General features: G+C 46.9%; 15 protein-coding genes. 8 read left to right on the top strand and 7 right to left on the bottom strand.

Annotated features, from left to right (window positions below; translation table 11 throughout):
• Positions 1–67: 67 nt before the first annotated feature.
• Both QZX97_RS06850 and QZX97_RS06845 read right to left on the bottom strand, forming a co-directional pair.
• Positions 68–754: a hypothetical protein gene (locus QZX97_RS06850; protein ID WP_295652514.1), complete on the bottom strand. Its 687-nt coding sequence runs from the start codon at positions 752–754 to the stop codon at positions 68–70.
• Positions 755–782: 28 nt separating this feature from the next.
• Positions 783–1,868, bottom strand: coding sequence for a hypothetical protein (locus QZX97_RS06845; RefSeq protein ID WP_295652513.1), 1,086 nt, complete (start codon positions 1,866–1,868; stop codon positions 783–785).
• A gap of 667 nt (positions 1,869–2,535) precedes the next feature.
• On the opposite strand from QZX97_RS06845, the gene thrA reads away from it, so the two are divergent.
• The 3 genes from thrA (at position 2,536) to thrC (ending at position 7,371) form a co-directional block, all read left to right on the top strand.
• Positions 2,536–4,983 (top strand): bifunctional aspartate kinase/homoserine dehydrogenase I, encoded by a 2,448-nt coding sequence (gene thrA, locus QZX97_RS06840; RefSeq protein WP_295652510.1) that lies wholly within the window; start codon positions 2,536–2,538, stop codon positions 4,981–4,983.
• Positions 4,984–5,128: 145 nt separating this feature from the next.
• Positions 5,129–6,061 carry a homoserine kinase gene (locus QZX97_RS06835; RefSeq protein ID WP_295652509.1) on the top strand — a complete coding sequence of 311 codons (933 nt, stop codon included), beginning with the start codon at positions 5,129–5,131 and terminating at the stop codon, positions 6,059–6,061.
• The gene (gene thrC / locus QZX97_RS06830; protein WP_295652507.1) at positions 6,061–7,371 is read left to right on the top strand and encodes a threonine synthase; all 1,311 of its coding nucleotides are present in this window, start codon (positions 6,061–6,063) and stop codon (positions 7,369–7,371) included. Before QZX97_RS06835 ends, thrC begins: the two co-directional genes overlap by 1 nt.
• 143 nt (positions 7,372–7,514) lie before the next feature.
• On the opposite strand, the gene recG is transcribed toward thrC, so the two are convergent.
• From recG to QZX97_RS06815, 3 genes are all read right to left on the bottom strand, one after another.
• Positions 7,515–9,623, bottom strand: coding sequence for an ATP-dependent DNA helicase RecG (gene recG, locus QZX97_RS06825; RefSeq protein WP_295652506.1), 2,109 nt, complete (start codon positions 9,621–9,623; stop codon positions 7,515–7,517).
• A gap of 94 nt (positions 9,624–9,717) precedes the next feature.
• Positions 9,718–10,095, bottom strand: a complete 378-nt coding sequence (locus QZX97_RS06820) for a RidA family protein (RefSeq protein WP_295652504.1) — start codon at positions 10,093–10,095, stop codon at positions 9,718–9,720.
• Positions 10,092–10,235, bottom strand: coding sequence for a DUF6728 family protein (locus QZX97_RS06815; protein WP_295652503.1), 144 nt, complete (start codon positions 10,233–10,235; stop codon positions 10,092–10,094). The genes QZX97_RS06820 and QZX97_RS06815 overlap by 4 nt, the downstream gene beginning before the upstream one ends.
• Positions 10,236–10,408: 173 nt before the next feature.
• Between QZX97_RS06815 and QZX97_RS06810 the strand changes: the two genes are divergently transcribed.
• From QZX97_RS06810 to QZX97_RS06800, 3 genes are read left to right on the top strand one after another with little or no spacing between them, the layout of a single operon-like run.
• Positions 10,409–10,630, top strand: coding sequence for a hypothetical protein (locus QZX97_RS06810; RefSeq protein WP_295652501.1), 222 nt, complete (start codon positions 10,409–10,411; stop codon positions 10,628–10,630).
• Entirely contained in the window at positions 10,630–11,088 is a 459-nt protein-coding gene (locus QZX97_RS06805) for a type II toxin-antitoxin system VapC family toxin (protein ID WP_295652499.1), read from the top strand. The genes QZX97_RS06810 and QZX97_RS06805 overlap by 1 nt, the downstream gene beginning before the upstream one ends.
• A 50-nt stretch (positions 11,089–11,138) precedes the next feature.
• Positions 11,139–12,395 (top strand): aminotransferase class I/II-fold pyridoxal phosphate-dependent enzyme, encoded by a 1,257-nt coding sequence (locus QZX97_RS06800; protein ID WP_295652497.1) that lies wholly within the window; start codon positions 11,139–11,141, stop codon positions 12,393–12,395.
• 42 nt (positions 12,396–12,437) lie between these two features.
• Here QZX97_RS06800 and tnpA read toward each other — a convergent pair whose 3' ends face one another.
• Together tnpA and QZX97_RS06790 are read right to left on the bottom strand one after the other, a co-directional pair.
• Positions 12,438–12,866 (bottom strand): IS200/IS605 family transposase, encoded by a 429-nt coding sequence (gene tnpA, locus QZX97_RS06795; protein WP_295652495.1) that lies wholly within the window; start codon positions 12,864–12,866, stop codon positions 12,438–12,440.
• Between the two features lie 123 nt (positions 12,867–12,989).
• Positions 12,990–13,355, bottom strand: coding sequence for a DUF3127 domain-containing protein (locus QZX97_RS06790; protein WP_295652494.1), 366 nt, complete (start codon positions 13,353–13,355; stop codon positions 12,990–12,992).
• An 81-nt stretch (positions 13,356–13,436) separates the two neighbouring features.
• Here QZX97_RS06790 and QZX97_RS06785 point away from each other — a divergent pair, with 81 nt between their 5' ends.
• Positions 13,437–14,612 carry a class I SAM-dependent RNA methyltransferase gene (locus QZX97_RS06785; RefSeq protein WP_295652493.1) on the top strand — a complete coding sequence of 392 codons (1,176 nt, stop codon included), beginning with the start codon at positions 13,437–13,439 and terminating at the stop codon, positions 14,610–14,612.
• Positions 14,612–15,112 carry a hypothetical protein gene (locus QZX97_RS06780; RefSeq protein ID WP_295652492.1) on the top strand — a complete coding sequence of 167 codons (501 nt, stop codon included), beginning with the start codon at positions 14,612–14,614 and terminating at the stop codon, positions 15,110–15,112. The genes QZX97_RS06785 and QZX97_RS06780 overlap by 1 nt, the downstream gene beginning before the upstream one ends.
• Positions 15,113–15,118: the final 6 nt, after the last annotated feature.

The following is a 15,118-nucleotide window of genomic DNA, read 5'->3' as shown; positions in this document are numbered from 1 at the left end:
TATGCTTATGCAAACAATTTTCCAGCAAAATTTCATGCCACGGTTTGTTACATTGGTGGAAGTACTATTAGTTAATTACAATAGTTGGCTTGCCTGGTGTAGGTGTAACCGTTACGCTTTGTGTAGCCGTACCCGGACATCCGCCATTTAACGAGTAGCTTATCACTACACCTATGGTTACCGAACCGCTATTAGTTTCGGACAGCGAGTAGGTGTTGCTTGTAGCACCGGCTATGTTTACCCCATTCCTTGTCCACTGGTAGGTGTAGGTATAGGTTGTTGGGTTTGATGGCGTAGCAGTTAGCAAGATAGAGCCTTCGTTTTGGGCGCAAATGGTATTGTTTGCAATGTTTGATGAAATGGTTGCTGTAATTGGCGGCAATACGTATATCTTGATGATATCGGACATGGGTGAAGTACAACCATTAGCGTTTACTGTAACCAATTGATAGTTGTAATAGCCCGGCGTGGTTGGCGTTTCTGTATAAGTACGGGTTGTAGTTGTTGTTAGATGCGCCGTGCCCGATGCATCCAGTTTGTACCATTGGTAGGAAGGGTAGTCGACCCCGCCAACGTCTTGCGGGCCTGTTAACGAAATGTTTTGGCTGGAGCAGATAATCTTATCTGCAGTGCCGGTAGGTGGCGGAGCCGAAGTTCCGTCGCTTGGCCCCGCTGTTTGCGAGAAGCCGGTTTTGGCAATCACTAAGAACAGCAAAGTGATGATAATGCGGGGGATGATGTTGATGTTTTTCATATTGTTGTGTTTTTTGTTTTGATGCGTTTTAAGGAATTATTACAGGCTTGCCTGGTTTTGTATTGATGGTTAAGTTTACTGTTTTGGCTGTTGATACGCAGCCGGTAGCGGTATTGGTTTCGGTAATGGTGTAGGTACCGCTTAGCGTGATGCTTTGTGCTGCGGCGGTAGTGATAACCGTGCCCGAGGGGTTTTTAAATGTATAGGTGTAGGTACTGGTGTCATAACCAACGATGGCTGTGGTGAGGTCGTACGTGGCGCATGATGCCGGCGATGCTATCACACTCAATACCGGTATGGGGTTAAGTGTAACTTGTATGGTATGGCGGTACACCGGCGAGAATGAAATGTCGTCGATAGCGAAATCGTTACCACTGGCGGCGGTATTTTGGTTAACCAAAGAGATAACTGCCGATGTACTGCTGCCCGAGCTCCATCTGGTGGTGAAATTTTGCCAGAGCCCTGTTGTTGATGATAACTGGATGGTGGTGCCTAACTGAACACCGTTAATTGAAAAATTTAGTTGCCCTGGGCTTGCAGGGTTTGCCGAAGCGAACCACACGGAAAAGACGTAAGTATTGTTAGGGACGACGGTGATATTTTCGGACCATACGTTTACATTGGCTGTTGAGGCGCCGTTGATGACCATCATTTTGCCCGATGCAGTGCCAATGGTATGGTCGAAAAAAGAGGAGAAGCCGGAGTGTACGGTATTGGGGTTGCCGATAACGTAATAAGTACCCTCGGGATATAACAGGGTATTGTTAACGGGCCCACCCGGCACTACGTAACTGCTGCTAAAGCCGGTAAAGCCCGACGAGAAGTTTCCGTTTACAACTTTGTTGTTGGTATAATCCACTGTTTCCCACCAGTAAGTGCCCGATGTGGTGGCCGTGATGCTCTGCGTAGTTGCCCCGGTGCTCCAGGCATAGTTGGTTAAACCGGAAGTTGCACTTAATACCACACTGCTGCCGCAAACTGTGGTATCGATAAATGAACGGTGAAAAGATGCGCCGGACAGGCCAAAACCCGATGCAAACAAGCAGCAAACCATCCAAATTGAGGACAGGAATGCTGTTTTTGCCGTAAACGAGTTTTTGTAGCAGTTGTGCATAAATTTCCCCATCTGGTTTTTGACAGAAATCTTATCCTGATCAATGCCCAGATGAGCCTATTTTTACGGATTTGTGCACCAGCGAGTTGCCTTTTTTGGTGTAAAACCAAAAGAAATTTTACTCTTAATTAAAAATTAACATATATTAAATAATAATTATCAAAATGATTGTAAAAAGCTTAAAATATTATCATTTGGTGAAATAAACGGGCGTTTATGCAATCATATCACTTACTTTATAAGTTGGTCAAAAAGGGGGTGTCTTTTTTTGATGTTTTTTGTCGTTATACCGGATCCGGTTTCGAATAAATACCCGGTATGGGGAATTTTTTACCGAGCGGTTGTTGGTTGATAATCTACTGATTCTATATACTATCTATAAAAAATTAAACTTTGTTTTGCTATTTTAAAATAATACTGCTTACTTTACAGCCGTAAACCATAGGCTTACAAACAAACATGCTATTTAACACATCAATTACTACAACAACCATTACCACAACCACCGGCAGCGAGCAGGAGGAAGGGTAAATATTGGGATAGTAAATGACGAAACCATAAAGAAGCCTTCCTCCACAAGAGAAAGGCTTTTTGTTTTATTAATAACTGAGCCAAACCGTAAAGCCATCCATCGCAATACGCAATACGCTCTACTCAATACACAAAAATGAAAGTTCTAAAATTCGGGGGCACATCGGTAGGCTCGGCAGGTAGTATCAAAACAGTGCTCGGCATTTTAAAGCAGCAAAGCGCGGACGGCAATAACCCGGTAACGGTGGTATCGGCCATGAACGGTATTACCAATCTGCTCATTAACATGGCCGAACACGCTGCTATCGGCGAAAGCTTTACACCACAACTGGCCGAACTGGAACGCCGGCATTTTGATGTGGTAAAAGAACTGATGGACGTGCAGGCGCAAAACCCGGTGTTTACCCGCCTTAAAATTTACTTTAACGAGCTTGAAGACCTGCTGCAAGGCATTTTGAGCTTGCGCGAACTGACCGCCCAAACCCGCGACCTGGTATTGAATTACGGCGAGCGCTGCTCGGCGTTTATGATCAGCAAGATAGCGGCGCAGCATTTTAAAAACGCCGTGTTTGTGAATGCTGCCGATCTGGTTAAAACCGATAGCGCTTTTGGTTATGCCAAGGTGAACATGGAGCTGACCGAAATGCTCATCCGTAATTACCATAACGAGAACAGGGATAAGCTGCTGTTTGTTACCGGCTTTATTGCCAGCAACGATGCGGGCCGCATAACCACTTTAGGTCGTGGCGGCAGCGACTATACCGCGGCCATATTTGGTTCGGCGCTGAACGCCGAAGAAATACAGATTTGGACCGATGTGAACGGCATGATGACCGCCGACCCGCGCATGGTGAAGAAGGCGTTTTCGCTGCCTGAACTATCGTATACGGAAGCGATGGAGTTGTCATTTTTTGGTGCGAAGGTGATTTACCCGCCCACCATGATTCCGGCCTTCCTGAAAAAGATCCCGATTGTTATCCTGAATACTTTTGATACGGCATTTGGCGGTACTTATATCAAACACGACTGCGGGCCGTCGGACTTGCCGATTAAAGGCATCTCGTCTATCAACGAAGTAAGCATTTTGAACGTGGAAGGCAGCGGCATGGTAGGGAAAGCAGGCTTTAGCGGCAGGTTATTCAGCATGTTGGCACGCGAGCAAATCAACGTGATATTGATTACCCAATCCTCATCAGAGCATAGCATTACCTTCGCCGTTAACCCGGCTGATGCTTTGAAGGCAAAAGCGTTGATCGGGCAGGAATTTGAACTGGAGGTACAGGCCAAAAAACTGGAGTCGCCGGATGTGGAAGACGGGCTTTCTGTGTTAGCCATAGTTGGCGAGAACATGAAGCATACCCCCGGCGTATCGGGCAAACTGTTTTATGCCTTGGGCCGCAACGGTATCAACGTCAGGGCGATAGCGCAGGGCTCGAGTGAGTACAATATTTCGGTCATCATTTCGCGCGGCGATTTGGCGAAAGCGTTGAATGCCGTGCATGATGCCTTTTTTGTAGAGCTGAACAAAACGCTGCACGTGTTTTGTTTGGGTACCGGGAATATCGGCACCACCTTGTTTCGGCAATTAAAAAACCATGCGGAATTTTTAAAACAACATAACGGCATACAGGTAAAGATTGTCGGCATCAGCAATACCCGCAAAATGATGTTTGATGATGACGGTATTGATTTGGATAGCTGGAAAGATAAATTGGAAGCATCGACCATTGTGGCCGACCTCCCGGCTTACATCGAACGGATGAAAGAGATGAACCTGCCCAACTGCGTTTTTGTGGACAATACGGCCAGTGCAACGCCGATCAGTTTTTATGAGACGGTATTTAAGGCGAACATATCGGTAGTAACCTGCAACAAAATAGGCAACTCGGCATCGTATGCGCAATACAAAACTTTTAAGGATACCGCCCGCAAGCATGGCGTCGATTTTTATTATGAGACCAATGTGGGCGCGGGTTTGCCCATAGTGCGCACATTGAGGGATTTGATGATGAGCGGCGACCGGGTGATCAAAATTGAGGCTATCCTTTCGGGGACGATATCGTACATCTTTAACAACTTTAAAGGGGATGCCACTTTTCACGATGTGGTGAAGATAGCGCAGGAAAAAGGCTATACCGAACCTGATCCGCGCGATGATTTGCGCGGTACCGATTTTATGCGCAAAATGCTCATCCTGGCCCGCGATGCGGGTTATGCCCTGGAGCCAGGCGATGTAAAAATAGAAAGTATGCTGCCAAAAGCCTGCCTGGATGCGGGAACGGTAGCCGAGTTTTATGCCGAATTAAAGAACGAAGAAAAGTTTTTTGCAGATATGAAGGCGAAAGCCATTGCCGAAGGTAAAGTATTGCGCTATATCGGTAAACTGGAGTACGGGCAGGTATCCATCACGCTGCAAATGGTTGGGGAGGAACATCCTTTTTATACCCTTTCGGGAAGTGATAATATCATCTCTTTTACTACCGAAAGGTATATAGACCGGCCGCTGGTAGTAAAAGGGCCGGGTGCGGGTGCAGAAGTGACCGCGGCCGGTGTGTTTGCGGATATTGTGAATGTGGGGAATTAGAAAAGAATGATCAATAAATATGTCATTTCGAAACGAGGTACGAGTGAGAAAACTTTACAAAGCGAGTAAAGCGCCAATGCATGGTGGGAATGCAAAGTTTGTAAAGGTTTCTCCCGTTGGTCGAAATGACAGATAGTATAAGATAATGAAAACAATAAAAGTATTTGCGCCGGCAACGGTGGCCAATGTAGTTTGCGGGTTTGATGTGCTGGGTTTCGCGGTGGATGCACCCGGCGATGAGGTAGTGATGCGCCTGAGCGATACACCGGGTGTGCGCATCCTGAAAATTGAGGGCGATGGTGGCCGCTTACCCTTAGTAGCTGATAAAAACACCGTGAGTGCCAGCGTGCAGCATTACCTCAAACATATCAATCGCCCGGATATTGGTGTGGAGATAGAACTCTATAAAAAAATGCCTATTGGCAGTGGTTTGGGTTCGAGTTCGGCAAGTACGGTGGCCGGTTTGTTTGCCATTAATACTTTGTTGGATAACCAATTGACCCCGATGGAACTGGTGCCCTTCGCCATGAAGGGCGAGGAACTGGCCTGCGGTTTTGGGCACGCTGACAACGTTGCACCGGCTGTTTTAGGCGGCTTTGTTTTGATACGCAGTTATGAGCCGCTCGACATCATCAAACTGCCTGTACCCAAGGGTTTGTATTGCGCGATTGTATTCCCCGATGTGGATGTGCCGACAAGGGATGCAAGGCAGATGATACGGAAAAACGTTTTGTTGAAGGACGCCGTGATACAATGGGGCAATATAGCCGGCCTGGTGAGCGGTTTGTTTATGAACGACCTCGACCTGATAGGCCGCAGCATGCAGGATGTTTTGGTGGAACCCACCCGCTCTATCCTCATCCCTGATTTTTACAAACTGCGGGAGTTGGCGCATGAGCAAGGTGCCATCAGCTTTGGTATATCGGGTTCGGGGCCATCGGTTTTTGCTTTCGCGAAGGATGAGCAGACCGCGCATAACATCACCAATAAAATACAGCAACACTTAACCAAACTGCATATCAACAGCAATACTTATGTATCGGCCGTAAACGAGCAGGGGCCTAAAATAATAGGATAATGAATTTTTACAGTACCAATAACCCGAAAGTACAGGTTCCTTTTAAGGATGCCGTGTTTAACAGTCTGCCGCAGGATGGTGGCTTGTATATGCCGGTGAGCATCCCGAAGCTTAGCGAAGACTTTATCAATAATTTAGATAAGTATACCCTTCCGGAGATCGCTTTTGAAGTGGCTAAAAATATCCTTGCCGGGTCTATTCCCGAAAAGGATCTGAAAGCCATTATAGATGATGCCATCAACTTTGATGCGCCGGTTGTAAAGTTGGAAGAGGATGTTTACGTATTGGAATTGTTCCACGGGCCATCATTAGCATTCAAGGATTTTGGCGCGCGCTTTATGAGCCGTGTGATGAGCTATTTCCTCCGCGACGGCGAGAAAATGCTGGATGTACTGGTAGCCACTTCGGGCGATACGGGCGGAGCGGTTGCCCTGGGCTTTTTAGGCGTACCGAATACCCGCGTAACCATACTTTATCCCAAAGGCAAGGTGAGCCCCATACAGGAGCAACAGCTCACCACCAACGGACAAAATATCCGCGCTATTGAGGTGGACGGCACTTTTGATGATTGCCAGGCATTGGTGAAAGCGGCCTTTGTGGATACTGAGTTGAACGCGCAATTCCGCCTCACATCGGCTAACTCCATCAATATTGCGCGGTTGATACCGCAAACCTTTTACTACTTTAACGCTTACGCCCAACTATTGCGGCAGGGTAAAAGCGAAGTAGTGTTTTCGGTGCCGAGCGGTAACTTTGGTAATATAGGCGCGGGCATTTTGGCCTGGAAAATGGGCTTGCCTGTGAAACAGTTTTTAGCCGCTACCAATGCCAACGATACCGTGCCCGAATACCTGAACACGGGCATTTACCAGGCTAAGCCATCGGTAGCCACACTATCGAACGCAATGGATGTGGGTGCGCCGAGCAATTGGGTACGCATATCGCACCTGTTTGAAGATAAACTGGGCGACCTGAAAAAACTCATTACCGGCTATACTTATAACGATGCCCAGACTTTGGAATCGATAGAAGCAGTTTTTGCGCAATACAATTATGTGGTTTGTCCGCATACGGCCATAGCCTGGCGTGCGTTAAAAGCCTGGCAATTGCACCATCCCGAAAGTAAAGCGGCGGGTATATTCTTGTCTACAGCCCATCCCTGCAAATTCCCGGAGGTATTTGCCCCCGAAATAAGCACCAAGATTGTAGTGCCGGCATCGGTATTGGAAATGGAAGGCAAAGCCAGTTTATCGGTGCCTTTGGGGAAGGGTTTTGATGGGTTTAAGGCGTGGTTGTTGGGGAATGGGTGAATGGGGGCGTTATGGGCGTGCCGGTAGGTAGTCGGAGACTACGGGCATAGTCGTCCGTAGACGGAGTCTGCGGACAGCGGGGGGAGGCCATTTTAAGGGCTCATTACAAAGGAGCGCAAGAATAATTTATTAGTGCATGAGGTTCATGAAATCTTATCCCAGCTCAAACCACCATCGGGCAGTTGCGTGGCCTGGTTCAATATAGCGTGTTGGGGCAATTCCAGCCGCGGGTCTTCGGCAAAAATATCTTCCACGCATTTACGGCATATCATCAGCAATTGTTGGTCGGTAGCCAGGTTGGCCAGTTTCAGGTCGAGCACGCCGCTTTGCTGGGTGCCTTCAATATTGCCGGGGCCACGCAGTTGCAGGTCAATCTCCGATATCTCGAAACCGTTGTTCGTTTTTACCATCGTATCCAAACGTATCTTCCCATCATGACTCAACTTATGGCTGCTCATCAAAATACAATACGATTGTTCGGCCCCACGCCCAACCCGGCCGCGCAACTGGTGCAATTGCGACAGGCCAAAGCGCTCCGCGTTCTCAATGATCATCACCGAAGCATTGGGCACATTCACCCCCACCTCAATCACTGTTGTCGCTACCATAATATGCGCGTGCCCGCTCACAAAGCGTTCCATTTCCATTTGCTTTTCGGCGGCTTTCATTTTGCCGTGCACAATGCAGATGCGGTATTGCGGCAGCGGGAACTCGCGGGCCATCACCTCAATGCCATCCGTCAGGTTTTTCAGGTCGAGCGTTTCGCTTTCCTTTATCAGCGGGTACACCACGTATATCTGCCGGCCTTTGGCAATTTCCTCTTTCATAAAACCGAACATGCGCAGTCGCTGGGTTTCATAATAGTGCAGCGTCTCAATCGGTTTACGCCCGGCGGGCAGCTCGTCGATGATGGAAATATCGAGATCGCCATACAAGGTCATGGCCAAAGTGCGGGGAATCGGCGTCGCCGTCATCACCAACACATGCGGTGGTACGGCGTTTTTGCGCCAAAGGCGGGCGCGCTGCTCTACCCCAAAGCGGTGCTGTTCGTCTATCACCACAAAGCCCAGGTTTTTAAACTGCACCTTATCTTCAATGAGCGCGTGGGTGCCGATGAGTATTTTCAGTTCGCCGCTTTCCAGTTTCTGGTGCAGCACCCGGCGTGCTTTCGCGCTGGTAGAGCCGGTAAGCAGGGCGACTTCCAAAAAGTCATCATCAATCAAACTCTTTATCGAGGCATAATGCTGCGTGGCCAAAATCTCCGTGGGCGCCATAATACAGGTTTGGAAACCGTTGTCTATCGCCAGCAGCATGCTCATCAGTGCCACCACGGTTTTGCCGCTGCCCACATCGCCCTGTAGCAGACGGTTCATTTGTACGCCGCGCTGGGTATCCTGCCGAATTTCTTTCAGCACGCGTTTTTGGGCATTGGTGAGGGCAAACGGTAGCTTATCCCTGTAAAAGGTGTTAAAGTATTCGCCTACGCTGCCAAAAACATTGCCTTTAAACTTGAGCGTGCGCAGGGCTTTGTTTTTGAGCAGTTTAAACTGGATAAAAAACAGCTCCTCAAATTTCAAACGATTCGTGGCCGCTGCCAACGTTGCCGCATCCGCAGGGAAGTGGATATTCCAGTAAGCCTCTTTGCGGCCCATCAGTTTAAACTGTTTCAGCAAAGTTTCGGGTAGGTTTTCCTGGATATCTTTAGCGCATTGCTCCAGCAGGTTGGCTACAAGGTGTTGTATGCCCTTGCTATCCAATTGGAAGGCCTTGAGTTTTTCCGTCGAAGAATAAGCCGGCTGCAGGGTCATATTCCCCCTTTCTTTCAGTGCCTCGGGCGAATAGCGTTCAATTTCGGGGTGCGCCATTTGGGTTTTGCCGTTAAACGAGCCGGGCTTTCCAAAAATAATATAAGCCTTACCGGGGATCAATATCTTTTCCACCCAACGCACCCCCTGAAACCAGGCCAGTTCCATCACGCCGGTATCATCATACACCTGGGCCACCAGGCGCTTGGTATGCTTTTCGCCAAGTATTTCCTTACTGCGCAAGCGCACAATGAGCTGCACGTTGGGCAAGTCGGGGTTCAGTTCCTTTACTTTATAGAAACGCGTCCGGTCGATATACCGGAAGGGGAAATGCCGCAGCAGATCGGCAAAGTTGCTTATCCCCAACTCCTTTTGCAGCACATCGGCACGCGACGCGCCCACACCTTTTAAATAGGCAATCGGAGTTTGGAATATTTGCTGATTCATAGCCCCCTCTAAATCTCCCCCGGTAGGGGAGACTTTTTTAGTTAAGCGCTTAATTTTTAAAAACCCTCCCTACCGGGGAGGGTTTGGGTGGGGCTCATTTATACGCCGTTACCGATATCTCCACATTCACATTTTTGGGCAATACCGATACCTGCACGGTTTCCCTTGCCGGGAAATCGCCGGTGAAGTAAGAGCCATACACGGCGTTCACTTTGGCAAAAGTGCCCATATCGCTCAGGAAGATAGTGGTTTTCACTACATGCCCAAAGTCGACACCGGCCTCGGTTAAAATGGCTTTGATGTTTTTCATCACCTGGTGGGTCTCGGTCTCGATGTCGTCCATCACCAATTCACCTGTCGGCGGATCGATAGCCACCTGGCCCGAAACAAATAAAAGGTTGCCGGCCCAAACGGCCTGGTTGTACGGCCCAATGGGTGCAGGGGCCTTATCGGTTTTTACAATGGTCTTCATTTATGTAGTATAAAATGCTTAACAAGAGCGTAAATAATGCCAACCAAAAACATAATAATAGCCGTGGCATTAATGGCATGCATTACTTTAAGGTTAAAGCTGGTAGGCCGGTTAGGGTCTTTCTTCCTGAAAAAGTACATACGTCAAATATATTAAAAAGCAGGGTTGGTTTTGTGTAAAAACAAAGGTAAGTAAATAGGGAAATAAAGAGTGGGGAGGTATTTCATGTGGATGTAAAATGCGTAACAAAGCAAAGCACAATTTTATATTTAGACCGTTTATGCTTATATTTGATAGAAGAAAGGGGAAGTACATGAAACCAAAGAACATTTCGGGCAAGGCAAGCCCATTCAGGCAGCATAAATCATATTCGCCCGAAGAGATATTGGCCGCTGGGGGTACTACGGCATTTGCTATTAAGATGGGAAAATCCTACGAAAATTTAGTTAAAGCCCTTGAAAAACTTCCTCCTGCCGAGCCATTTACAGAAGAGGAGTGGAATGATTTGCTTGTGCAGATGGCTAATGACAAATAATGAACCTTATTCTTGATACCAATATTTTAATCGCGCTCGTGAGGTCGAAAAATATAAACGACCTCCATGCTTTTATAAATCCCGATCAAAAGAAACTGTATATCTCAATTGTTACCGAAGCTGAAATTCGCTCTTTTAGCATTAGAAATCAATGGGGCGTAGGGCGGATGGATATACTTGAAAGTTTTTTAGACGAAGTTGGCATCATTGATATAAATCAATCGCTCATTAATGTATATGTTGAAATATATTCGTTTTCCCAACGTTCAAATGCGGCTTTTACAAATTATAATTTCAGTTCACCAAGGAACATGGGAAAGAATGATCTCTGGATTGCCTCTTCGGCTGCTTTCTTAGGTTTAAAGCTAATTACTACCGATACCGATTTTGATCACTTAGATGGCATATTCTTTGAAGTCAAAAGGATAAACCCAGCCGAGTTTGTTACGTTCTTTTGAGGTTCATACTCAAATAAACCCCTATATTTGCAATCCAAATTACCACTACCATGACATCATCATTATTGGCCCAAAACCTCCGCGGATCTGAAATTATCAAGATAGCCGGCGAGATCAATGAGCTGAAACGACAGGGACAAAATATCGCTAATTTAACCATTGGCGATTTTGATTCGGACATTTACCCCATCCCCGCGCAACTGAAGGCCGGCATTATTGATGCCTATAATAAAAATCAAACCAACTATCCGCCTGCGGATGGCATGTTGAGCCTGCGCGAAAGCGTATCGGCATTTTTAAAGGAGCGTTGCGGTTTAGATTATAAAGCCAACCAGATACTCATTTCGGGTGGTTCGAGGCCTTTGATATATTCAATTTACTTAGCCTTGGTGGATCCCGGCGATAAAGTGGTTTTCCCCGCACCGTCGTGGAACAACAACCACTATTGCGACCTGCTGAAAGCCCGCGGCGTAATGGTGGATACCCAACCGGAAAATAATTTTATGCCCACTGCCGATGAGTTGCGCCCACATTTAAAGGGCGCTACGCTGTTGGCGCTATGCTCACCGCTAAACCCTACCGGCACCATGTTTTTGAAACAGAACCTGGAAGAAATATGCGACCTGGTCATCGCTGAAAACAAGACCCGCAAGGCTGGCGAAAAACCGCTGTACATATTGTACGACCAGATCTATTCGCAACTCACTTTTGGCAGCTACAAACACTACGACCCGGTAACCCTGCGCCCGGAACTGAAAGACATGGTGGTATTTGTGGATGGCGGCTCAAAATGCTTTGCCGCAACCGGCGTGCGCGTAGGTTGGGGCTTTGGCCCTGCCGATATCATCAATAACATGAAAGCCATTGTTGGCCACATGGGTGCCTGGTCGCCAAAGGCCGAGCAGGTGGCTATGGCTTCTTTTTTAAAGGACGGCGCCAGCGTTACCACCTATCTCGACAGCTTAAAAGAACGCATACAGGCCAGCCTGCAAACGCTGTACAAAGGTTTTGTACAATTAAAAGCCGAAGGGTTTAAGGTAGACGCTATAGAGCCGATGGGCGCTATTTACCTCACTGTAAAGATCGACTACACCGGTAAAACCACGCCCGATGGCGACCTGATCAAAAACTCGGCCGATGTAAATTTCTTTTTGATAAAAGAGGCTGGCTGTGCTTTGGTGCCGTTCTCGGCATTTGGTACGGATGAAAGTTTGAACTGGTTCCGCGCATCGGTTGGTGCCAGCACACTGGAAGATATTGAAGCCATGCTGCCAAGGATTAAAGCGGCATTGGAGAAGTTGAAGTAACTCAAATAATTATAGCGATGGGTTTCAAACCCATCGCTATAATTATTTTGCAGAAGACCTTACCGATTCCTTTAATTGCTTCAATTCGTCGCTAAAAGCTTTGCTTTCGTGGTGTGCCTCCTGATTATAAATATACCCCCTCACCCTTTTAATATTATCCGGGCTAACTGAAAATGCCGCGAACCCATCCTGCCAACTGATATATTTTTCAGGATCATGTTTAAAATGCTCCCACGAATTTCCTTTAATGGTTTTTACCACCTCAGCTACCGATTGATCTGTCCTTAACCTTACCAATAAATGAACATGGTCTTCTACGCCATTCAAGCAATCTATATAAATTTCGTGGTCTGTGGCTATGTCCAATATCACTTTAAATACTTCGGCCCTTAAAGGCTTGGTCAGTATTGGCTCTCGGTTTTTTGTCGACCAAATAAGGTGTATCCATAAAGCAGAATAACTATGTGGCATTGTTGTGTTTCAAAAATATGCCACAAGCTACACAAAATAATATTCCCTTAAAACACAAATAGCGATGGGTTTGAAACCCATCGCTATCTAATCATCGCTATTTTTTTTGAACCATCTTACCGCTTAAAACGGCAGATCGTCATCCTCGCCAGGCGCTGCGCTCAGGTTGGCCGGAGCGGCGTACTCAGGTGCTGCGGCAGCGCTGCCCCCACTCAGTACATTGATCTTCCACAATGCCATCGAGTTAAAATATGATTTTTTGCCTGTTTTGTCTGTCCAGGGGCGGCCGCGCAGGTTGAAGAAAACTTCAACATCGTCGCCAACTTTAACATTGTCCAATAAAGCGCAACGGTCTTGTATAGCCTCAAACTTCAGATATTCAGGATATTGTGGGTTCTCGATGTATTCGAGTATCATTTCTCTTTTTTTCAGCGACTCAGTAACCTGTGTAGTCGGCGTAATTTCGTGTATTTTACCTTTGATCTCCATGTGTCATAAAAATTAAAACGTAAAGTTAAGCGTTCATAAATAAAATAGGGAGTTTTTAATCGTTAAATTCGCCCCAATTATATGCAAGTTTTCCACACTGACAGCAAGATCATCCTAACCTGTAATAAAAGGTTATCGCCCTACTTAAAAGACGAAGTTGAAGCCTTGGGCTTCGAGATCAAAAGAATATTCCCTACCGGCATCGAATTGTTCGGTACCCTGACCGATTGTATACCGCTTAACCTCAACCTGCGCTGCGCAAGCCAGATTTTGTATTCGCTGGGCAGCTTCAAAGCGGCCGATCCGAAAGAGCTGTACGATAACCTGATCCAAATTGAATGGGAAAAACTCATCGACTTTGCCGGCTACTTCAGCGTAACCAGCAATGTGAACAACGAGCACATCCTCACCCCGCTTTTCGCGAATGTGAAGGTAAAGGATGCCATTGTAGATAGGATAAAGCAGGTAAAAGGTATACGGCCCAACTCCGGCCCCGACCAAAACAAAACCGTAGTGCATCTTTATTGGCAGGATGATGAGGCCGAGATTTTCCTCGATACCTCTGGTGAAACCCTGGCTAAACACGGCTATCGCAAAATTCCCGGCAAGGCGCCGATGTTGGAAGCCTTGGCCGCATCCACTATTATGGCTACTGGCTGGGACAAAAAAAGCCCCTTTGTAAACCCCATGTGTGGTTCGGGCACTTTGGCTATCGAGGCGGCTTTGCTCGCAACAGAAAAAACACCTGGCCTGTTCCGTATGAACTATGCCTTTATGCATGTTTTAGGTTACGATGAGCAGGTTTTCTTTACCGAGCGACGCGCATTAAAAGATAAATCGATAAAGGAACTCAGTTTTAGGATCGTTGCCACGGATATATCTGAAGACGCGGTGGATATCTCCCGCAAAAATGCAAAAACAGCGGGTGTAGAACATTTGATTGATTTTAACGTTTGTGATTTTGCGGAGACCGAAGTACCGGAAGGGCCGGGCATTGTGATGTTTAACCCGGAGTACGGCGAGCGCTTGGGTGTGCATACTAAACTCGAGATGACCTACAAACGCATTGGAGATTTTATGAAAACCAATTGCAAGGGTTACAAGGGTTATGTTTTTACCGGCAACCCCGATTTGGCCAAGAAAATAGGACTGAAAGCTTCGCGCAAAATTGAATTTTATAACGGTAAGCTGGATTGCCGCCTGTTTGAGTACGAACTGTACGACGGCAGCAAACGCGAACCCAAACCCGAAGAATAATGAAAAAAGTACTTGTTTTATTTGCTGTGGTATTGCTTTCGCGATGCGCCATGGCGCAGATGATGCCTATTAATACCGACCTGCCCCAACCTTACAAAGGCGGTGTGGAGGCCATGAAGCAATTTTTTAAAGATAGTTTGCAGGTTACGCCAGCTATTGAAGCGGCAAAAGCATCAGGCATGGTTATCTTCAAATTTAGTGCTGACTCGAAAGGGACTGTAAGTAAAATGGTAGTGTATTATGCCGACGATGTAATGCTCACCGAACCCATAATTGACGCGTTAAAAAGAACGAGCGGCAAATGGATTATCCCCGCCGACCATAAATATTACGACTTTATCATCCCTTTTTCCATCAACTACAAGCCATCGGGCACGCCAAAGGCTTCGGCTATGCAGGCCGTGTTGGATTACCAGTTGAAACGCCGGCCTATTACCGCTGCCGACCAGGTACCATTAAATGCTGCTACCCTGTTGCCAACGGTTGTGATAAACTATTAACCATCA

This window comes from uncultured Mucilaginibacter sp., from assembly GCF_903893715.1.
Lineage (GTDB): Bacteria > Bacteroidota > Bacteroidia > Sphingobacteriales > Sphingobacteriaceae > Mucilaginibacter.
The sequence above is the reverse complement of the archived record's forward strand: the minus strand, read 5'-3'. Positions and strand labels throughout refer to the sequence as shown.